Origin of the sequence: Sphingobium sp. LMA1-1-1.1 (assembly GCF_040676365.1) — a bacterium.
GTDB lineage: Bacteria > Pseudomonadota > Alphaproteobacteria > Sphingomonadales > Sphingomonadaceae > Sphingobium.
The window spans coordinates 807,784-827,061 of sequence record NZ_JBEGHS010000012.1 but is presented as its reverse complement, the minus strand read 5'-3'; the positions used below and the strand labels follow the sequence as shown (position 1 = coordinate 827,061).

Below are 19,278 nucleotides of genomic sequence, written 5' to 3'. Positions count from 1 at the left end.
TTGCAGGGATTCGACTCATGCTCGTGACACTGGTTCTGCTGGTTTTCGGAATAGTGCTGTTCGACATGCGCGGACGGTTGAAGGCAACCGAGAAAAGGCTGGCACTATTGGAAGAGGTTATGGGAAATGCCTCGTCCCCCATGCGCCACGACCATCCCCGCGAGGATGAGGATGACGAGCCCGCGCAAGGGACGTCCGCACCCGCCCGCCTGGTGGAGCGGGATATCACGCCTCCTGCGCCAGCGGTCATATTGAGCCGTGGTTCCGGCGAAGACGGAACGCCCTCCACCCAAGCCGCCACCACGGATGCGATCGAGGAGACGGGTTCTCTCGCCCCGGAACATGATCGGATCGAAGCGCAAGCCATCGCCCCTGAACGCGCCCGGCCTGCCCGCGCCACCTTCAGTTTCGAGGAACTGTTCGGCCGCCAACTGCCGATATGGGCGGGCGGAGTGACGCTTGCCGTCGCGGGCGTGCTGCTCGTCAAATATTCCATCGATGCGGGATTGCTCTCACCGCTGGTGCGCGTGCTGTTGGGACTGTTGTTCGGCGGAGCGCTGATCGGCGGGGCCGAGGCAGCGTTGCGGCTGGAGGAACAGGTGCGCGACGCCCGGGTGCGGCAGGCGCTGGGGGGCGCAGGGCTGGCGACACTCTACGCAGCGATCCTGGCGGCGCACATGCTGTACGGTTTGGTGGGGCCAGGCGTCGCCTTTGCGGGGCTGGCGGGCGTCACCGGGCTGGCCATGGCGCTGTCGCTGCGCTTCGGCGCACCCAGCGCGCTTCTGGGATTGGTCGGCGGACTGGCGGCGCCCGCTTTGGTCAAGGCGGGACAACCCAATATACCGTTGCTGAGCTGCTATCTCGCCCTGGCGGTAGGCGGTCTTTGCATGCTGTCGCGCACCCAGCGCTGGATGTGGTTGGGCATAAGTGCGCTGGTGGGCGGAGCCGGCTGGGGCGTTGTCATGCTGGCCATGGGCGCGCTGGATTGGGCATCATCGCTGTCGATCGGCTTGCTGGTGCTGATGCTGGGCGTGGCTTTGCCCGTCCTCGCCTTTCCCGGAACGCGGGCGGCGCTGCTGCGCACGGGCGCGGCATTGGCTGCGGCGGCGCAGATGGCGGCGCTGGTTGCGACGGGCGGCTTCGGCCTGTTGCAATGGGGACTGTTCGGACTCTTGTCGATCGCCCTGGTCTGGCTGGGACGGGAGGCGGCATTGCGGCCGCTGGCGGCGGTCGGGGCGAGCGTCGGGCTGCTTCTGACAGCGGTGTGGCCGGCGCCGGAAACAGGGCATTTCGCATTGGTGATGCTGGGCTTGACGGCGATTTACGGCGGTACGGCCCTGCTTCGGGTCTGGCGCAGTGGGCTTGTCGAGGCAGGGCAGATCGCAGGGTTGGCGCTGGGCGGCTTTGCCGTGGCGCTGGGACAGCTCTGGCGGGCCGGGCTGGATGGGGAATTTGCCCTGCTTGCGCTGGCCGCGGCCGGATTGCCGGGCGTGGCCATGGCAATGGGCTGGCGTTGCGAAACGCGACACAGGGACGCGCGCTTCGTAACGCTGGCGAGCGCGGCAGCGTTGCTGCTGGCTGTGGCGGGCGGACTGGGACTGCCGCAATGGATGCTGTCGATCGTGATCGCAGCCCTTGCCGTTGGCCTGCTGGCGCTGGCGGAGCTGGCGAAGGATAGACGGGCCGAATGGAGCGGCTGGAGCTTCGCCTTTGTCGCCCTGGTGGTTCTGGCCGGATCAGACGAGGTCGCCAGGCTGTGGGGCGATGGGGCGGATGTCCCGGGCTGGCAGGGCGTGATCCGCTGGACGGCGGGCGCGGCGATGGCGACTCTCTTCGCCTGGCGCGCACGCTTTGCCGAGGGACGGATGGTGGCGCAGGGCGTGGCGGTGCTGCTCGCCTATGGGACGGTCGCGCAAGCCGTGCCGGCGCTCTGGCTGCCGGTGGCAGCTGCCCTGGGACTGGCTGTGTTGGCGCAAGGGGTGCGCAAGCTGTCGCTCCGGTCGACCATGCCCGCCCTGGGAGTCGCCTTGACGGTGGTGATGCTTTGGGCCGGCTGGCCTCTGGCCCTGTGGCTCGGCCGGGCCTTGCTGTCGCTGGTGGGCGAACCCGTGCTGGTGAGCGATCTGCCTCCGATTGGCGAGGCGATGCGGCGGCTCGCCCTGCCTGCTGCGGCGACGGGATTTGCCCTATGGCGGAACGGTTCGATCATGGGTCCGATCGGGCAGCGGATCGGCTGTGCCGTCGTGGGAGCGCTGGGCGGCGTTGCGGCGCATATCACGTTCAAGCAGATCTTCGGCCTGGCGAGCCTTGGGGACGTGACGCGCCTCGCCCTCGCGGAGCGGACAGTTTGGGAGGGGATACTCATCATGTCGGGGTTCGTCGCATGGCGAGGTGGGATCGCCCTGCCGCATTCCATGTCGCCAAACAACGACACGCGCCTTTCTGCGGCGCGGGCCAATGGGACGGTTTCAGGGCGACTGGTAGGGACTATCCTCGTCGGCGCGGGATTGGGCCACTTGCTGGTCTATTCGTTGCTGCTGCACAATCCCCTCTGGTTTCCGCAGGTGGTGGGAAGCTGGCCCTTGTTCAATCTGCTGCCTGTCCTGCTGGCCCTTGCCTTCGTGGCGCTCGAGGTCGCCGACGACTGGTCGCCGCGCGTTGCGGATGGGGTCCGCATGGGTTTGATCTCGCTGGTCGGCCTGGCGATGCTGCGGCAGCTTTTCGTCGGGCCTCTGCTGACCGTGCCGGGAGTCAGCGCGACGGAGGATATTCTCCGGTCGGTGCTCGCCCTGGCGCTGGCGATCGGCTTCCTGCTCTGGGGCATCCGCAGGCAGGCGCGAGACTGGCGGATCGCTTCGCTGCTGCTGATGCTGCTCGCCGTGGCCAAGGTGTTCCTGTTCGATGCTTCGGGATTGACGGGGCTGCTGCGGATCGCATCGTTCCTGGCCCTTGGCTTCAGCCTGATCGGCATAGGGTGGCTCTATAATCGCCTGTTGCGCGAGCCGGTTAACAACTCCGCGACTATTGCTGCATAATGCGTGAAGGACGGGGGTAAGAAAATGTCCGCACCTGATCTGTCATTGCTGGGTAAGCGCCGTTTCGCGCCATTGTTCGTGGTTCAGTTCCTGGGCGCCTTCAACGATAATCTGTTGAAGTTCGCGCTGTTGTTTCTCGCCAATTTCGGCCTTTATCGGGCCGAGCCGGACAAGGCGGAGATGCTGGCGACCATCGCCACGGGCCTGTTCATCCTGCCCTATTTCCTCTTTTCCGCACTGGCCGGCCAATTGGCCGACGCCTGGGACAAGGCGAAACTGGTGCGGGCGGTGAAGGCAGCGGAAATCATCATCATGACCCTCGCCGTCACGGGCTTCTGGCTGGAATCGGTGCCGCTGCTGCTGTCCTGCCTGTTTCTGATGGGACTGCATTCGACCATCTTCGGGCCCGTCAAATTCTCCATCCTGCCACAGCATCTGCATGCCGATGAAATCATGGGCGGCACCGGCCTGATCGAGGCGGGAACATTCCTCGCGATATTGAGCGGACAATTGCTGGCCGGCGTGATCCCACCCTGGGAAGCGGGATTGGTGGCGGTGGGGCTGGCGACGCTGGGCTTCCTGGCCAGCCTTGCGGTTCCCTCGGCGCCGACCGTGGTGCCTGGCCTGCGGATCGAGCGGAACATCTTCAAGAGCACCTGGCATATATTGAAGGCGGCGCGACACGGGCGCGGCGTGTGGCTGTCGATCCTGGGCATCAGCTGGTTCTTCGCCGTGGGCGCGGTGTTGCTGGCCGAGTTCGCCCCGCTGGTGAGCGGCGTGCTGAAGGCGAAGCAGGAGGTCGCGACCTTTTTCCTGCTGATCTTCTCGATCAGCGTGGCGCTGGGGTCGATGCTGGTGAACCGGCTGCTCGGCGGGCAGGTGTCTGCGCGCTTCGTGCCGGTGTCCGCGCTGACGCTGGCCGGATTCATGATCGACCTGTGGCTGTCGACCAGTTCCTATGCGCCCGCGCATTCGGGCGCGGGCATCGCGCAATTCGTGGCATCGCCGGGAAGCTGGCGGATCATGGCCGACCTCATCGGCATCGCCTTTTCAGGCGGCATGTTCATCGTGCCGCTCTATGCGATCCTTCAGACGCATAGCCCGCGCGAGGAACGATCGCGCGCCATTGCAGCCAACAATATCGTCAATGCGGCGATCACGGTGGCGGTCGTCACGGCGGTGACGGCGATGCTGGCGCGGGGCGAGAGCGTGCCCGGCGTGATCGGGGTGATGGGCTTTGCAACCCTGGCAGTGGCGCTGATCAGCTGCTGGCTGCTGCCGGAAACGGTGATCAAGGCCATGGTGCGCGGGATGCTGCGGCTATGCTACCGGGTGCAGGTGCTGGGAGCCGAGAATATGCCCGGCGCGGGCGAACCGGCCGTCGTCGTGGTCAACCATGTGTCCTTCCTCGACGGCCTGCTGCTGGCAGCCTTCCTGCCGGGCAAGCCGACCTTCGCGGTGCATACGCGGATTGCCAGGGCGTGGTGGGTAAAGCCGTTCCTCTCGCTGTTCGACGCCTTTCCAGTCGATCCGACCAATCCGCTGTCGGCCAAGGCGATGGTGAAGGCGGTGCGCGAAGGACGGACGCTGGTGATCTTTCCGGAAGGAAGGATCACCGTCACCGGCGCCTTGATGAAAGTATTCGACGGCCCCGGCATGGTCGCGGACAAGGCGGATGCGCCGATCATTCCAGTGCGGATCGACGGCGCGCAATTCACGCCCTTCTCGCGCCTCAGAGGCAAGGTCCGGCTGCGGCGCTTTCCCAGGATCACTCTTACCGTCCTGCCGCCGCGCCGCTTCGCCATAGAGGGCGAAATGACGGCGCGGGCACGGCGCGCGATCGCCGGTCGGCGGCTCTATGACGAGATGAGCCAGATGATGTTCGCGACGTCCGACACGGACAGGACCTTGTTCGAAGCGCTGCTGGAGGCGAGCCACGTGCATGGGCGCGGATCCCCCATCGTCGAGGATGTGAAGCGCGATCCGCTGACCTACGGGCGGCTCATGACCGGATCGCTGGTGTTGGGCCGTATCCTGGCACGATCGACGCGACAGGGCGAGGCGGTCGGCGTGCTGTTGCCTAATGTGGCGGGGGTAGCCGTGGCCTTCTTCGCCTTGCAGGCCGGCGGACGGGTGCCGGCGATGCTGAACTTCACCGCCGGGCTGGCCAATCTGAAAGCCGCCTGCATGGCGGCCGGCATTCGGACGGTGGTGACGGCACGAACATTTGTCGAGCAGGGCAAGCTGGGCGACATCGTCGCGGGGCTGGAGGCCGAAGGGATCACCTTCCTCTGGCTGGAGGATGTGGCGGCAGGCATCGGCCCCGGCGCAAAGCTGCGCGGCCTGATCGCCAGCCGTTTCGCCGGGCGGGCGCACAGGCGGCTCAAGGTTTCGCCGGACGATGCGGCGGTGATCCTCTTCACCAGCGGATCGGAGGGCCTGCCCAAGGGCGTCGTGCTGACGCATCGCAATCTTTTGTCCAACTGCCGGCAATTGGCGGCCAGGATCGACTTCAACTCCGCCGATGTGGTGTTGAATGCCCTGCCGGTGTTCCACAGTTTCGGCCTGACCGGGGGCACTTTGCTGCCGATCTTCCACGGGGTTAAGACGCTGCTTTATCCCAGCCCGCTGCATTACCGGATCGTCCCGGCGCTCGCCTATGACGCCAATGCGACCATCCTGTTCGGCACTGACACCTTCCTGTCGGGCTATGCGCGAATGGCGCATGGCTATGACTTCTATTCGCTGCGCTACATCTTTGCCGGCGCCGAACGGGTGCGGGACGAGACGCGCAAAATCTATGCCGAGAAATTCGGATTGCGCATCCTGGAGGGCTATGGCGCGACGGAGGCGGGGCCGGTGATCGCCGTCAACACGCCGATGCATTTCCGCGCCGGGTCTGTCGGCCGGCTGCTGCCGGGGATCGAAGCGCAGCTGGACGATGTGCCGGGGATCGAGGAAGGCGGCCGGCTTTCGATCCGGGGGCCGAACATCATGGCGGGCTATATGAAGGCGGATGCGCCGGGCGTGCTGCAACCGCCGGAGGAGGGCTGGCACGATACCGGCGACATCGTGACCATCGACGACCAGGGATTCGTGACGATCCGGGGACGGGCGAAGCGCTTTGCCAAGATCGGGGGCGAGATGATCTCCCTGCCTGCTGTGGAGGGCTATGCCTCGGCCATATGGCCGGACGCGGATCATGCGGTGGTGACGCGGCCCGATGCGCGCAAGGGGGAGCAACTGGTGCTGTTCACCACTGCGCAGGACGCGAAGGCGGCGGCATTGCAGGCGTGGGGCAAGGCGAATGGTGTGGCGGAGCTGGCGTTGCCGCGCGATATCAGGGTGCTGGACGCGCTGCCACTGCTCGGAACCGGGAAGACGGACTATGCATCCATGACGCAGATGGCGGCCGGGTAGGAAGAGATCCATCCCTGTCGACGACGCGTGGGGAGAAATCGGGTGGTGGAACGGCCTTCGCGATTGATGCGGCGCCTGCTGGTCGGGAAGGTGCGGGGCGTGTTTCACGACAGCGCGGCGGGTCAGGCCCCGGTAGTCGCGTCGGACCAGGCGCTCTATCCCCCGGGCGCTGTGATCCGGCGGGTGCATGGCGATGTCACCAGCATGATGATCGGCGGCGTCAGCGCATTGCTGCTCCAGATGCTGCATCCCGCGGCGCTCGCGGGCATATGGGACCACAGCCGGTTTCGCGATGACATGCTGGGCCGATTGAGGCGGACGGCGCGCTTCATTGCCGTGACCACCTATGCCGAACGGGCGGAAGCGGAGGCAGAGATCGCGCGGGTGTGCAGGATGCATGAGCATGTGCGCGGAACGCTCCCCGACGGGACGGCTTATGCCGCAGGCGATCCGTGGCTGCTTGCCTGGGTGCATGTTTGCGAGGCGACGAGCTTTCTCGACGCTTGGATGGCCTATGGCGAACCGTTCATGCCGCTGGCGGAACAGGATCGCTATTTCGCGGAGGCCGCGCTCGTGGCGCGGGCTTTGGGCGCCGATCCGGTGCCAGAGAGCCGGGCGGAGGCCAGAGCATTGATGACGCGCTTCCGCAGCGAACTTGCCGTGACGCCGCGCACGCGGGAGGTGGCCCGGATCGTGCTGCGGCAGCCGGCACCCTCCCTGGGGTTGATGCCGGCGCAGGCGATGATGATGCAGGCGGCCGTGACGCTGCTCCCCGGATGGGCGAGGCGGATGCATGGTTTTTCCATGCCTGCTCTTGCACGGCCGCTGGTTCGGGCCAGCGCCTTCGCGCTGGCGGGGACGATGCGATGGGCGTTCAAAGCGGAGAGGTAATGTTTCAGATTTTCGCGCCTGGTGATCAAGATATTTCATTTTGAAGGAATAATGGCGACAAACTGAAACCCGTTTTCTCTTCGAAGCTGCGATAAGATGCGCATGGCATATGTGATGGACCGCTCCGCAGACCTTCTGCACCGGACAATCCAGGGTTGTGGCCAGGGTTGTGGCCAGGATTATGCAGGGGCTGAAATAGCATGTTGATGCAGGAATCGGTGGCGGACCGCGAAATTTTCAGCCGTCTGGCGATCCAGCCTCCTGACGCGCTGCTGGGCCTGATCGGCCTGTATCGCGCGGACAGGCGGCCGGGGAAGATTGATCTGGGCGTCGGCGTGTTCCGGGATGATGCCGGTCGGACGCCGGTAATGCGTGCGGTGAAGGCGGGTGAGGCGAAGCTGCTGCGGGACCAGGAGAGTAAATCCTATCTGGGCGCCGAGGGTGACATCCGCTTTGTCGAATTGCTCGCGGAGGTGGCTTTCGGAGCCGGCGCGGATCGGCCGGTCGGGATCCAGACGCCCGGCGGCACCGGGGCTTTGCGGCTGGGCGCGGAACTGATCGCGCGCAGCAGACCCGACGCGACGGTATGGATCGGGACGCCGACCTGGCCCAATCATGCGCCGATCTTTCGGGAGGCGGGGATGATGACCCGCACGCACCGTTTCTACGACGTGGCGAGCGCCGCGATCGATTTCGACGGCATGATAGAGGATCTGCGCGAAGCCAAGGCGGGCGACGTGCTGTTGCTGCACGGCTGCTGCCATAACCCGACCGGAGCGGACCTCAACAGCGCGCAATGGCAGGAAATTGGCCTGCTTTGCGCGCGCCGGGCGCTGGTGCCGTTCATCGACCTCGCCTATCAGGGACTGGGCGATGGGCTGGAGGCCGATGCGGCGGGAATGCGCGGCCTGCTCGACATGTTGCCGGAGGCGCTGGTCGCCTATAGCTGCGACAAGAATTTCGGGCTGTATCGGGAGCGTGTAGGCGCGCTGTGGGTGCAATCCGGTGCGGCGGAACTGGTGCGCAGCAACATGCTGGCGCTGGCGCGGTCGCTCTGGTCGATGCCGCCGGATCATGGCGCGGCGGTGACGAGACTGGTGCTGGAGGATGACGCGCTGCGCGCCGATTGGGTGTCGGAACTCGATGCAATGCGGGCGCGCATCAACGAACTGCGCTCGGTGCTGGCGGCAAGTCATCCCCGGTTGGCGGCCATAGGCGATCAGCGTGGCATGTTTGCGCTATTGCCCCTGACGCCAGAGGCCGTTGATGCACTGCGCCGTGACCATGGCATCTACATGGCCGGCAATGGACGTATCAATATTGCCGGCCTCACGCTGGAAACCGTTCCTGCTTTCGTTGCGGCCCTTGCATCCTATCTGTAATCGACGGCCAGAGCGGATCGAGGAGTTCGTCAGTCGATAGCAGTTGAGGATATAGTTTAGCCCGTTTTGGACTTAATATATCCCCATCGGCTACCTCTTGCGTGATCCAAGCCCGCAAAACGCTGATTTGCAATCCGCCGACCGCATATCCCCGCGCCAATATTTTTCACCGTAACGGTTGCTTCTTTCATGCCCTGACAACAGCACTAGGGCTATGAATTTTCCAGTTGAAGCGTTTTGCGTTCACGCAAGGTGCTGCTGGGGGAAAGCAATGCGTCTGGGTTCCAAGGCCAAGCTGACGATCGCCGTCGGGCTGACTGCCGCTGCGGCTTTTCTGGCGCTGGGCGTTCGGGAATTGCGCAATAGCTCCGCCGCAGCGGCGCAGGGTCCGGCCGCGCCCATCAGGGCGGCTGCGCCTGTCCTGATGGTGCAGGCGGCCCGCCCGATCCGGACCGGTGAAACGATCACGGCGGCGATGATCCGCAACGCGGCGGGCGATCCGGCGCGCTATCCCTATGCGGCGACATCGACTGAGGTGGTGGGCAAGGTCGCGACGCGGGACATAGGCTTGCATGCGCTGATCGCCCGCGATGCGGTCGGGATGGAGAGCAAGCTTGCCATCCGCGTACCGATGGGGATGCGCGCCGTCAGCATCGACACCACGGCGGAGATTGCCGTGGCCGGTCTGATCCGGCCTGGCGATCGGGTCGATGTGCAGGTCGTCTATCCCGGTGCCGACGCGATCAGCGGGGCGCGCGGATCGGGACGCAGCCGGGCGCAGGCCTTGCTCCAGATGGTGCAGATACTGGCCGTTGGCGAGGTGGTGGTGGGAACGCAGCAGTCATCGGGGGCCGATGGTGCCGAGGGCGCTCTCTCCTCCCCTCCCCCACCCGCGCGGACCGTGACGCTCGCCCTGACGCCGGAACAGGTGTCCCTCCTTTCGCTGGCGAAGAATACGGGGGCGCTGACGCTGTCGCTGCGCAATCCGGCGGACAGCGCGCAGGTCGCGGTTGCCGTGGCGGCTTCGAGGGGTCCCGATCCAACAGCGGTGCAGGCGCCCCCGCCCATAGTGGCTGCACCCGCGCCCCGCGCGACAGCGCGTCCGGCGCCTCACGCCATCGAACTCGTCATGGGCAACCGGCGCGAGACCATCTATTCCGGGAGCGCCGCCAAGTGAGGATTTTGGGCTGTTGCGGGTTGGCGGCGATCGCGCTGGGCCTGCCCATGCAGGGCGCCGCGCAGACGGCGTTGCAAGTGAAGGAGCAGCGCACCCTCTCCTACCCCCGCGCCATCGGGCGGGTCGAGGTCGACCGGGAGGGTGTCTTATCGATCACCGCGCCCTCTTCGCGCTCGCTGCGGCTCACGGCGATCGGCGAAGGCGCGGCGACCGTCAGCGTCTATGGCGGCGATGGCGGGTTGATGGCGCGGGAGCCGGTCAGCGTCACGCCCGATGCGGCGGCGAGTGCGCCGATTGTCCGGGCGGGCGAGCAGGTGGTGGCGGTGGACGTACAGTTCGCGGCCGTCTCTGCGACGACGCTCAAGGCGCTCGGCTTCAACTTCTCCAAGCTTTCAGGCGATATCCAGGGGGCTATCGTTTCGCCCAGCAGTCTGGGGAGCGCTTCGTTCAATCCCGATGGGCTGGCGCTGGAGGCGAGCGCGCCGATCCAGAACGCCTTCAACCTGTTCCTTTCGGCGCCCAATCGAGGGATCGGGGCGGTGTTGAGTGCCCTGTCCTCCAATGGACTGTCGCAACTATTGGCGCAGCCGACCTTGCTCGTACGCTCCGGCGAGCAGGCGAGTTTCCTGGCGGGCGGTGAATTTCCGGTGCCGGTTCCGCAGGTTTCGGGATCGGGCAATAGTTTGTCCATCCAGTATAAGGAATTTGGCGTGCGGTTGTCGGTGACGCCCTTCGTGTTGTCGAAGGACCATATCGTGCTGAAGATCGCGCCGGAAGTCAGCGAACTCGACTATAATAATGGCGTGCAGTTGCAGGGCTATGTCGTGCCGGGACTGCGGCGGCGGTCGGCCGAGACGACGGTCGAACTGGGCAGCGGGCAGAGCTTCGTGATCGCGGGGCTCAGCTATTCCAGCCAGACGGTGACGACGGAAAAGACGCCCTTCCTGGGCGATATCCCCGTGCTCGGGGCCTTCTTCAAGCGGCAACAGAACCAGAAGGAGAAGCAGGAGCTGATCATCGTCGCCACGCCCCGGCTGGTGGGGCCGGTGAAGCCGGAGGAGTTGCCGCCCCTGCCCGGCGCGGCAACAGCAGGGATCGACCCCGGCATAGGCGACATGATCCTGGCGACGGACGGGCTGGACCAGACCAATATGCCCTTCGGCGTCGTGAGGCGCTGAGATGGCCAGGATCCTTCTGCTGTCGGTCGACCGCATGCTGGCACAGCGCATCGAGGACGCTGCGGGCGGGCGCGTACCAGTCGAACTGGTGCAATCGGTGGAACGAGAGGCGCTGGATGGGCCGGGGCTGATCATTATCGACCGTGCCGCCATCCCGCCCGATCGCGCCCTGTCGGTTGCGATCGGCGCCGTGGTGTCGAGCGCGGAGGGTCGGCCCGTGCTGCTCGCCACCGACGAGATGGAGGCCGAGCCCTTGCTGCGCGCCATTCGGGCCGGCGTGCATGATGTTGTTCCGCGCAACGGAGAAAAAGGGGAGATCGCCCCCATATTGGCGCGTCTTTTGAATGAGGCGGCGGTGGATCAGGGTAGCCGGGGGCGGTTGACGCTGCTGCTGGGTGCGGATCGCGATGCGTGCGCGATGGTGGCGACGGACATGGCCATTGCCATGGCGGGACAGGGATCGACGCTGCTGATCGACTGCACCCTGCCGACGAGCGCGGCGGCGACCTATCTGGACCTGGGCGTCGACTATGGGCTGGCTTCCGCGATCAGCGATATGGACCGGCTGGACGCCAGCCTGCTCGCCAGCACGGTGGCGCGGCATGGACCCAGCGGATTGATGCTGTTGACCTTCGACGGGGGGACTGGCGCCGAACCTGCGGGACTGACACCGGGCGACCTGGCGGCGCTCATCCGGCTGCTGCGGGGCTGTTGCAGCCATGTCGTGCTGAATGCGGGAAGCCTGCGCCATGGCGGGCTGCTGCGCGAGGTGGTGGCGGAGGCGAGCCAGGTGGAACTGCTGTGCGGCCAGTCGATCCGGGAGATCGAGGCGTGTCGCCGATTGCTGGACAGGATTGGGACGGAACGCGAGCGGATAGAGGCAATGCGGCTGCTGGTGTGGGATCATCTGCCCGGCGTGCTGCTCGACGCGCGGCGCATGGCGGACGCGCTGGGCGTCGGCGCGGCGATGGCGCTGCCCATCGACCGGGCGCGGATCCGCAATGCGCTGAACGCGGGCCGGCCATTGGCGATGGAGGCGGATGGCGGGACCTATATGGCGACGATCCGACGGGTTTGCGGGGTGACGTCGAAGGCCGGCGGGATCGACCGGCTGCGGGGGGCGATGCTGCGTATCGTCCAGCGTGCATCATGAGCCTGCTGACCGGCGAAGAGGCCTTCATTCCTGCGCGGGAGGTGCGGATCATGCCCGTCGCGCAGCCCGCGGCACAGCGGATGAGCGACATCTATCAGCTTGCCAAGGCGCAGACCTGCGCCCAGTTGATCGAGCAACTGGAAGCGCGCGGGGACACGGCTGAGACCTTGGGTCCGAGAGCGCTGCGCGAGGAGATCGAGCAGATCATCGCCAGCCGCAGCCGCCGGGGGCAAATGGCGCTCAACAGCGCGGAGCGGCTGCTGCTGATCGAGGATGTGGAGGACGAGGTGGCGGGCATGGGTCCGCTTGCGCCGCTGCTGCGCGATGCGGGCGTGGACGACATCATCGTCAACGGCCCGGGTCATATCTATGCCGAGCGGGGCGGGTTGCTGGAGAAGGTCGAGACGCGGTTTCGCGACGACGCCCACCTCATGAACGTCATCCAGCGGATCGTGGGGCCGATCGGCCGCCGGGTAGATGAGGCCAGTCCCTATGTCGACGCGCGCCTGGCTGACGGGTCGCGGGTGAATATCGTCATTCCGCCGGTGGCGCTGGACGGGCCGACGCTGTCGATCCGCAAGTTCCGGTTGCAGAGCATGACGATCGAGGACTGCGTCGCCAATCAGGTGATGAGTGCGGACATGGCGGAATATCTGAGCGCGGCGGTACGGTCCCGGCTGAATATCCTGATCTGTGGCGGGACCGGCGCGGGAAAGACGACTTTGCTGAACATGCTGTCGTCCTTCATCGGGGATCGCGAGCGACTGATCACCATCGAGGACGCCGCCGAACTGCAGTTGCGGCAGAGCCATGTGGTGCGGCTGGAGACGCGGCCGCCGACAGTCGACGGCAGCCGGGAAGTGAGCAGCCGCGAACTGGTGCGCAATGCGCTGCGGATGCGGCCAGACAGGATCATCCTGGGCGAGGTGCGCGGGGTCGAGGCGGTCGAGATGTTGCAGGCGATGTCGACCGGGCATGACGGGTCGATGGCAACGCTGCACGGCAATAGCCCCAGGGACGCCTTTGCCCGGCTGGAGATGCTGCTGGGCTTTGCCGGGGTACAGAGCGATGTGCGGGCGATCCGGCGCTTCATCGCCAACAGCGTGCATGTGGTGGTGCAGCTGCAGCGGCTTTCCAACGGCAGCCGACGGGTCATGTCGGTCAGCGAGGTGACGGGGCTGGAGGGCGACGCCTATTCGCTCAACGAACTTTTCGCCTTTCAGGAGCAGCCAGCCCTGTCGGGACTGGGCGAGTTCCGGACATTGTCGCTGCGGCCCCATTTCCTGCCAAGGCTGCGTGATTACAGGAGCGTCCGATCGTGCTGAGCGGGGCCGCCTACCTTCTGCTGTCGCTGCTGATCATAGCCGGGATCGGCTGGCAACTGCTGGCCGAACAAGCGCGGCAGCGGGCAGTGATCGACCGCCGGTTGGGACCGGCCTTGTCCGCCGCGCCGCCACGCGCCGCGGCGCTGACGGTGCCCGACCGGATAGCGCCGCTGCTAGCGCAGGCCCAGATCGAGTTCACGACGCGGGCGGTGGGGATGGCGGGCGGCCTGCTGCTTCTGATCGCGCTGTCCGCGCTGCTTGCGGCAGGGCCGGTGGCTGCGCTGGCGGTGATGGCGGGCGTGCCGACGGCGCTGCTCGGTTGGGTGCGCCGGCGGGCGCAGCGGCGCGTCGAAGCACTGATCGAGGCGCTGCCCTATTATATCGACGCCGTGCGACAGATGCAGGCGGTCGGCAATTCCCTGGCGCAGGCGCTGGAACGGGCGCTGGCCGATGCGCCCGCCGTGGTGCAAAGCTATATCGCGCCGGTCGCAAGACGGCTGGAACTGGGCGCATCGGTGGCCGACGCCATGCAGATGCTCGCGGAGCGGCTGCGCGTTCCTGAAATATCGATGCTCGCCGCCGCGATCCGCACGAACATGCGTTATGGCGGGTCGATTTCCGCGGTGCTGCTGAACCTGGCCAACATCCTGCGCGAGCGCATCCGCATCAAGCGCGAGCTGAAAGCCGCCATCTCCGAAGCGAAGATCAGCGGACGGGTGCTGATCGTCATGCCGCTGGTGGCAATGGCCGCGCTGGTGGCGATGAACCCGGATTATATCGACTTCTTCCTGCGCGATCCGCGCGGGCATCGGCTGGCCATCGTCGCCATGGTCCTGCAGGGGCTGGGCATGCTGGTGATGCGGCGGGTGATGAGGCTCACCTTCTGATGGGCGCGCTGTTCCTTTTCTGCGCGGCACTGGGCGTCCTGTGCGCCGTAATGGGCATGCAGATGCTGCTGGCCGACCAGCGGCTGGAAGCGCGGCTGGGCATGGCAGGGGATCGGCCCGACTTTCGCCTCCCCGCGGCCTTCGCCGCGCGCGGACGGGACCGATCGGAGATCGCTGACAAGCTGATGCTGGCAGGGTTTCAGGATGCAAGGGCTGCGGACCGTTTCGTCTGGGCGCGCATGGCGACGACCGTCGGCGCGGGGCTGGCAGCGATGCTGGCTTCGCGGATTGGCTGGGGCGGCTTGTTTGCCCAACCCCTGCTGATCGTCATTGCCACCGGCCTCGCCTATGTCGGGGCAAAGCAGGCGATCCACCTGCTCGCGGCGCGGCGGGCGCGGGCGATCATGGCGGAATTTCCCTTCCTGCTCGACCTGATGCTGATGATGCTGGAAAGCGGCATTTCGCTCGACCAGTGCTTCCGCTCCATCGCCCGCGACGAAGCCATTGCGGTGCCGCACCATGCACGGCTGGTGGCGATGCTGGTGGCCGATCTCGACCGGGGCATGCGCTATGATCAGGCGCTGGATCGCTGGGCAGCGCGGGTGGCGGTGAATGGGGCAAGGGAACTGGCCGCCCTCTTCCGTCAGGCTCTGTTCCAGGGGGTCGAACTGGCCCCTGCCCTGCGCGAATTCGTGCGGGAATTTACCCAGCGCCGCGTCGCCCGCGCGCGGGAGGCGATGGGCGGCATCACCGTGCGCATGGTGGTGCTGATGATCCTGTTCTTCATGCCCGCCCTGTTCGTGGTGCTGGGCGGGCCGCCGGTGGTGGCGATCTTCGATACTTTGCGGGGAGTGTCGCAATGAGGCGTTTCATGCTGGCCGCAATGCTGATGGCGGCGGTGCCCGTGCAGGCGCAGGAAACGCCCGACACGCGGGGACTTTATCTGCAACTCATCCGTCAGGCGCGGGCGGACGGTCGGCCGCGGGCGGCACTGGCCTATCTCGACGATTTCGAGCGCCGCTATCCCGGCGATACGGAGGCCCGGCTGCTGCGGGTCAACAGCCTGATCGACCTGGGACAGATCGATGTGGCGGAGGCGGTGTCCTTGCCGCCTGAAACCACCGGCGGCGACGTCAGCGCGGTGCGCGGACATCTGCTGGCGGCGCGGAGTCGATGGGGCGAAGCGGCGGCCTGCTATGAACAAGCGAGCCGGTCGAGCCCGGCCGATCCGCTGCTGCGCAACGCACTGGGCTATGCGCTGTTGCGGTTCGGGCGGGTCGACGCGGCGATAGAGGCGTTGCGTGGGGCGAGTGATCTGGCGCCGCAAATGGCGGTTGTCCGCAACAATCTGCTGCTGGCGCTGATGGTGGGCGGGCGACGCGATGAGGCGGAGGCTGCATTGCGTCGGCCCGGCGACGGCGCGCTGCGGCAAGAACTGGCAGCGGAAGCGGCACGGATCGGCAAGGGGGTTGAGAAATGATGGCGCTGTTACTGATGATGTCCGCGACAACGCCAACATCCGCGACAACGCCGGTGCCGGCTGGCGAAGCACGGCAGGTCGTCGAGGCGCAGCTGAAGGCACCGGCACGCGAGGATGCCCTGCTGTCGGCGGAGGAGGCCGCGCTCATCCGGCAGCGATATCTGGAGTCGATTGGGCGGCAACTCGATCGGGCGGCGGATGCGGCGCGATGATCCCGTGGAGTTGGTCGATCAGAGCCACCATCCGATCCGAGTTATCGCGATTTTCTGGTCTCTTTCCGACGCCTTTGTGGGAGCAGCTATCCTGTTGGGCGCAGGTTCGCTCGCTGCTTGGCGACCAATCCGCCGCCGTCGCGCCAATGGTCGCTGCGCTGGGGGCGGTGTTGATCGGCGCGGTCGGATTCGCGCTGGATGCAGGGCTTTATTATGTGAGCGAGCGCGATCTGCGCGCCGCGACCGATGCGGCCGCGTTGGCTGCGGCGCAGAACCCGGCTCAGGCAGCGGCACGCGCGCGGGATAGCCTCAGTCGCAACGGATATGACCCCGCCATTCTCCGCTCGGTCGAATTGGGCCGCTATTGCGCCGATGCCGCGCTTGGTGCCGCGCAACGCTTCGACGCCAGCATGGCGCTTTGCCCCGGCAATGGGCGGGTCAACGCCGTGCGCATCCGCACCGGCAAGCCGGCGCGACAGTTCCTGATGCGCGTGCTGGGTCCGGCCAATCCCCTGCCCGACCTGTCCGCCACTGCCACGGCAGCGCGCATCGACGAGGCCGGCATCGGCATCAGCTCCGGCGTACTGACCGTCACCAATGCCCTGGTGAACAGCGTCAATGACCTGCTGGGGGCGCTGCTGGGCCTTAAGCTGCGCCTCTCCACAGCCGATGTGGAGGCGCTGATGGCGAGCGATATCGATGCCGGCCTTTTCTTCGACGCGCTGGCGCGGCGGGTCGGGGAAAGCGGCACCTATGGCGCGCTCACGGCCCGCACCGTGGGGCTTGGCGACCTGCTGGCCGCCGCGGCCAGTGCCGCAGACGACAGCACCACCGCCGCCGCCCTCACCCTGCTCGCCGGGCAGGTCGGCAATGGCTATGCGGTACCGCTTAACGGCTTGTTCGGCCTTGGCGTGTGGAAGAACATGCCGGTCGGCGGCGCAGACGAAAAACCCGCTCTGCGCGCCGGCATCAATGCCTATCAACTCTTTTCCTACGCCGTTCAGGCGGGCAACGGCGCGGTGGACCTGTCGGACGCGGTCGGCACCGTCGCGCCGGGCAGCAGCGTCCTGCTGGCGGCAATGGCGACAGGGCCGATGGACCGGCCACGCTTTTCCTTTGGCCCAGTGGGCGAAACCCATGTTTCCACCTCCGCATTACGGCTGCAACTGGATGTCGGGATCAGGAATGTCAGCCTGCTCGGCGCTTCGTTGATCTCCGTCAACCTGCCGGTCACCATCGACATCGCGGCGGCCCAAGGGCAGGTCAGCGCCATCGATTGCCCCGATACGGCCGAACAGGCGCGCGACACGCGGGTGACGGTCCAGGCCAGCAGCGGCCTCGTCAACGCCTATATCGGCGCGTTGCCGGCCGGTGCCATGACGCGGCCGATGCCGCCCCTTTCGGTCGCCGATCTGCGCCCGGTCCGGATCGTCAATGTCCTGGGTCTCATCACGGTGGACAGCCGCGCCGTGGCGCAGCCGGTCATGGGCGCGAGCGGCGCGATCATCTTCGGTCCCGGCGGACAGGGCAGCATAGGCCGCCCCGGATCGCCCGGTACGCCTGCCAGCATCGGCAATGAGGCGCAGGTCGGGCCGCTGCTGACGTCACTGGTGGGCAGCCTTGGCGGACAGGACGGATTGCAGATCAATCTGTTGGGCGCATGTCTGCCGCTTGTCTGCGACACGACCAGGGCGCTGGCACGATCACAATTGTTGAGCGCTGTGGTCAATCCGGTCGCCGGGCTGGTCGGCACCGCCATCGATCCTCTGGTCACCAATCTGCTTGCAGCGCTGGGCATCCAGCTTGGCCATGCCACGCTCTGGGCGACCGGCGCGCGCTGCGGAGTGCCGGTGCTGGTGTGATTCCTACGGCGGCGCGCGGTTCCCCCCTCGCGCGCAGCCGGTCATTTGCCGAGGGGGCAGGAGGACTAGGATGAACAAGTTTCTGGGTTCGCTGATCGCGAAACTGGCGCGGGATGAAAAGGGCCTGACGGCGGTCGAATATGCCGTTCTGGGCGCCGTGGTGGTCGCGGCTATCGTTGCGGTGGGCACCAATTTCCGCACGCAGCTCGGCGCCGCCTTCACGACGATGTTCAACAGCATCCCATCAAGCTGATCGCCATGCGAAAACGACAGCTGCGGGCATGCGAGCAGGGGCTGGCGGCGCTGGAATTTGCGCTGCTGGCTCCGGCCTTGCTCATGCTGGTCTTCGCGGTCGTGCTTTATTCCTTTTATTTCGCCGCCCTGATGGGCGTGCGCCATGCCGCGATCGAGGGCGCTCGCGCCGCCGTTGCCGGCCTTTCTACAGCAGAGCGTACGGCGCTGGCGCAGGATCGGGCACAGGCGGTGATCAGCGGATACGGCACCTTGCTCGCGGCAGGGGGCGGGCCGGTCGTCACGGCCGTGCCGGATGCGACCGGCACCTTCCGGGTGCGTGTGAGCTACAATATGAGCGGCAGTCCGATGATGCGCTATGCAGCCTTCGTGCCCATGCCCTCCCCCACTGTCAGCGCCAGCGTCATCGTCACGAACGGAAGCTATTGAAGGGCGGGCTCTAACCTGTGTTAGCGGCCTTGCTCTTTGGCCCGCCGATCAGGAACCAGCGCTGCCGCGCGACGATTGCATGGGGTCACGCTCACGAACAAAGGAGTCTCCCATGTCCGTCATCGACAGGATCGTCGCCGCCGTCACTCCGCCGGAATCGGAAGAGGACCGCGCCCGTGCAAGAGAGAAAGCGCGGGCGGCCGCGACGGCGGGAGACTGGCTCGCTACGACAGCAGCCTTTAGGCACAGGTCGGACCGGCTTGGGGCAGGTCCGGCAGAACCGGCCTGCCCCACAACATCCGTCACAAAGATTACCGGGCGTTCAGTCCGCCGGCGGCCGGGGCGGCGCCGCGCTCTTGAGGTGCACGGGCGGGCCAGGGACATTGGGATTTCCCTCGACGGCGTTCGCGTCCGAAGCCCAGGATGCAAGGATCGCGCGTTTCACCTCAGGCTCCATCTGGGGGTGATCGACCTTTTCAAAGGGTCCATGAAAATGGGAGAGGGACATGGGCTTGCCTCCTTTCTTCCAATCCTCTCTACCTTTCGGCGGTAGCCGCCAAACGACAAATTAAAGAAGGAAAAGCACTGTTCAAGA

Annotated in this window: 16 protein-coding genes; 15 read left to right on the top strand and 1 reads right to left on the bottom strand. The window is 66.3% G+C overall.

Annotation, left to right across the window (positions count from 1 at the left end):
• Positions 1–17 precede the first annotated feature (17 nt).
• The 15 genes from MRBLMA1_RS11145 to MRBLMA1_RS11075 all read left to right on the top strand — a co-directional run bounded on the left by MRBLMA1_RS11145 (position 18) and on the right by MRBLMA1_RS11075 (position 18,683).
• Positions 18–3,035 carry a DUF2339 domain-containing protein gene (locus MRBLMA1_RS11145; RefSeq protein ID WP_363736827.1) on the top strand — a complete coding sequence of 1,006 codons (3,018 nt, stop codon included), beginning with the start codon at positions 18–20 and terminating at the stop codon, positions 3,033–3,035.
• A gap of 24 nt (positions 3,036–3,059) precedes the next feature.
• On the top strand, positions 3,060–6,455 hold the full coding sequence (locus MRBLMA1_RS11140) for an acyl-[ACP]--phospholipid O-acyltransferase (protein ID WP_363736825.1): 3,396 nt from the start codon (positions 3,060–3,062) through the stop codon (positions 6,453–6,455).
• A 45-nt stretch (positions 6,456–6,500) separates the two neighbouring features.
• Positions 6,501–7,346, top strand: a complete 846-nt coding sequence (locus tag MRBLMA1_RS11135; protein WP_363736823.1) for an oxygenase MpaB family protein — start codon at positions 6,501–6,503, stop codon at positions 7,344–7,346.
• 200 nt (positions 7,347–7,546) lie between these two features.
• Positions 7,547–8,728: an amino acid aminotransferase gene (locus MRBLMA1_RS11130; RefSeq protein WP_363736821.1), complete on the top strand. Its 1,182-nt coding sequence runs from the start codon at positions 7,547–7,549 to the stop codon at positions 8,726–8,728.
• 271 nt (positions 8,729–8,999) lie between these two features.
• Positions 9,000–9,905 carry a Flp pilus assembly protein CpaB gene (gene cpaB / locus MRBLMA1_RS11125; RefSeq protein ID WP_363736819.1) on the top strand — a complete coding sequence of 302 codons (906 nt, stop codon included), beginning with the start codon at positions 9,000–9,002 and terminating at the stop codon, positions 9,903–9,905.
• 20 nt (positions 9,906–9,925) lie between these two features.
• Positions 9,926–11,083 carry a type II and III secretion system protein family protein gene (locus tag MRBLMA1_RS11120; protein WP_363736903.1) on the top strand — a complete coding sequence of 386 codons (1,158 nt, stop codon included), beginning with the start codon at positions 9,926–9,928 and terminating at the stop codon, positions 11,081–11,083.
• Position 11,084: 1 nt separating this feature from the next.
• Positions 11,085–12,236, top strand: coding sequence for an AAA family ATPase (locus MRBLMA1_RS11115; protein WP_363736817.1), 1,152 nt, complete (start codon positions 11,085–11,087; stop codon positions 12,234–12,236).
• Complete coding sequence (locus MRBLMA1_RS11110) at positions 12,233–13,561, top strand: CpaF family protein (protein WP_363736815.1); 1,329 nt, start codon at positions 12,233–12,235, stop codon at positions 13,559–13,561. The genes MRBLMA1_RS11115 and MRBLMA1_RS11110 overlap by 4 nt, the downstream gene beginning before the upstream one ends.
• Positions 13,555–14,448: a type II secretion system F family protein gene (locus MRBLMA1_RS11105; protein ID WP_363736813.1), complete on the top strand. Its 894-nt coding sequence runs from the start codon at positions 13,555–13,557 to the stop codon at positions 14,446–14,448. Before MRBLMA1_RS11110 ends, MRBLMA1_RS11105 begins: the two co-directional genes overlap by 7 nt.
• A complete protein-coding gene (locus tag MRBLMA1_RS11100) occupies positions 14,448–15,311 on the top strand; it encodes a type II secretion system F family protein (RefSeq protein WP_363736811.1) in 864 nt (287 codons plus the stop codon). The genes MRBLMA1_RS11105 and MRBLMA1_RS11100 overlap by 1 nt, the downstream gene beginning before the upstream one ends.
• Positions 15,312–15,319: 8 nt before the next feature.
• Positions 15,320–15,928: a tetratricopeptide repeat protein gene (locus MRBLMA1_RS11095; RefSeq protein ID WP_363736901.1), complete on the top strand. Its 609-nt coding sequence runs from the start codon at positions 15,320–15,322 to the stop codon at positions 15,926–15,928.
• A complete protein-coding gene (locus MRBLMA1_RS11090) occupies positions 15,925–16,140 on the top strand; it encodes a hypothetical protein (protein WP_363736809.1) in 216 nt (71 codons plus the stop codon). The genes MRBLMA1_RS11095 and MRBLMA1_RS11090 overlap by 4 nt, the downstream gene beginning before the upstream one ends.
• Positions 16,137–18,002: a TadG family pilus assembly protein gene (locus tag MRBLMA1_RS11085; RefSeq protein ID WP_363736807.1), complete on the top strand. Its 1,866-nt coding sequence runs from the start codon at positions 16,137–16,139 to the stop codon at positions 18,000–18,002. The genes MRBLMA1_RS11090 and MRBLMA1_RS11085 overlap by 4 nt, the downstream gene beginning before the upstream one ends.
• A gap of 70 nt (positions 18,003–18,072) precedes the next feature.
• Positions 18,073–18,255, top strand: a complete 183-nt coding sequence (locus MRBLMA1_RS11080; protein ID WP_066562160.1) for a Flp family type IVb pilin — start codon at positions 18,073–18,075, stop codon at positions 18,253–18,255.
• Positions 18,256–18,260: 5 nt separating this feature from the next.
• The gene (locus MRBLMA1_RS11075; RefSeq protein WP_363736804.1) at positions 18,261–18,683 is read left to right on the top strand and encodes a TadE/TadG family type IV pilus assembly protein; all 423 of its coding nucleotides are present in this window, start codon (positions 18,261–18,263) and stop codon (positions 18,681–18,683) included.
• A gap of 322 nt (positions 18,684–19,005) precedes the next feature.
• Here MRBLMA1_RS11075 and MRBLMA1_RS11070 read toward each other — a convergent pair whose 3' ends face one another.
• Positions 19,006–19,191, bottom strand: coding sequence for a hypothetical protein (locus MRBLMA1_RS11070; RefSeq protein ID WP_363736802.1), 186 nt, complete (start codon positions 19,189–19,191; stop codon positions 19,006–19,008).
• Between the last annotated feature and the right edge of the window lie 87 nt (positions 19,192–19,278).

Coding starts and splice junctions, on each gene's coding strand:
- MRBLMA1_RS11100 (WP_363736811.1), top strand. CDS start 14,448: ATGGGCGCGCTGTTCCTTTTCTGCGCGGCACTGGGCGTCCTGTGCGCC.
- MRBLMA1_RS11095 (WP_363736901.1), top strand. CDS start 15,320: ATGCTGGCCGCAATGCTGATGGCGGCGGTGCCCGTGCAGGCGCAGGAA.
- MRBLMA1_RS11085 (WP_363736807.1), top strand. CDS start 16,137: ATGATCCCGTGGAGTTGGTCGATCAGAGCCACCATCCGATCCGAGTTA.
- MRBLMA1_RS11075 (WP_363736804.1), top strand. CDS start 18,261: ATGCGAAAACGACAGCTGCGGGCATGCGAGCAGGGGCTGGCGGCGCTG.
- MRBLMA1_RS11145 (WP_363736827.1), top strand. CDS start 18: ATGCTCGTGACACTGGTTCTGCTGGTTTTCGGAATAGTGCTGTTCGAC.
- MRBLMA1_RS11140 (WP_363736825.1), top strand. CDS start 3,060: ATGTCCGCACCTGATCTGTCATTGCTGGGTAAGCGCCGTTTCGCGCCA.
- MRBLMA1_RS11080 (WP_066562160.1), top strand. CDS start 18,073: ATGAACAAGTTTCTGGGTTCGCTGATCGCGAAACTGGCGCGGGATGAA.
- MRBLMA1_RS11090 (WP_363736809.1), top strand. CDS start 15,925: ATGATGGCGCTGTTACTGATGATGTCCGCGACAACGCCAACATCCGCG.
- MRBLMA1_RS11115 (WP_363736817.1), top strand. CDS start 11,085: ATGGCCAGGATCCTTCTGCTGTCGGTCGACCGCATGCTGGCACAGCGC.
- MRBLMA1_RS11070 (WP_363736802.1), bottom strand. CDS start 19,191: ATGTCCCTCTCCCATTTTCATGGACCCTTTGAAAAGGTCGATCACCCC.
- cpaB (WP_363736819.1), top strand. CDS start 9,000: ATGCGTCTGGGTTCCAAGGCCAAGCTGACGATCGCCGTCGGGCTGACT.
- MRBLMA1_RS11110 (WP_363736815.1), top strand. CDS start 12,233: ATGAGCCTGCTGACCGGCGAAGAGGCCTTCATTCCTGCGCGGGAGGTG.
- MRBLMA1_RS11130 (WP_363736821.1), top strand. CDS start 7,547: ATGTTGATGCAGGAATCGGTGGCGGACCGCGAAATTTTCAGCCGTCTG.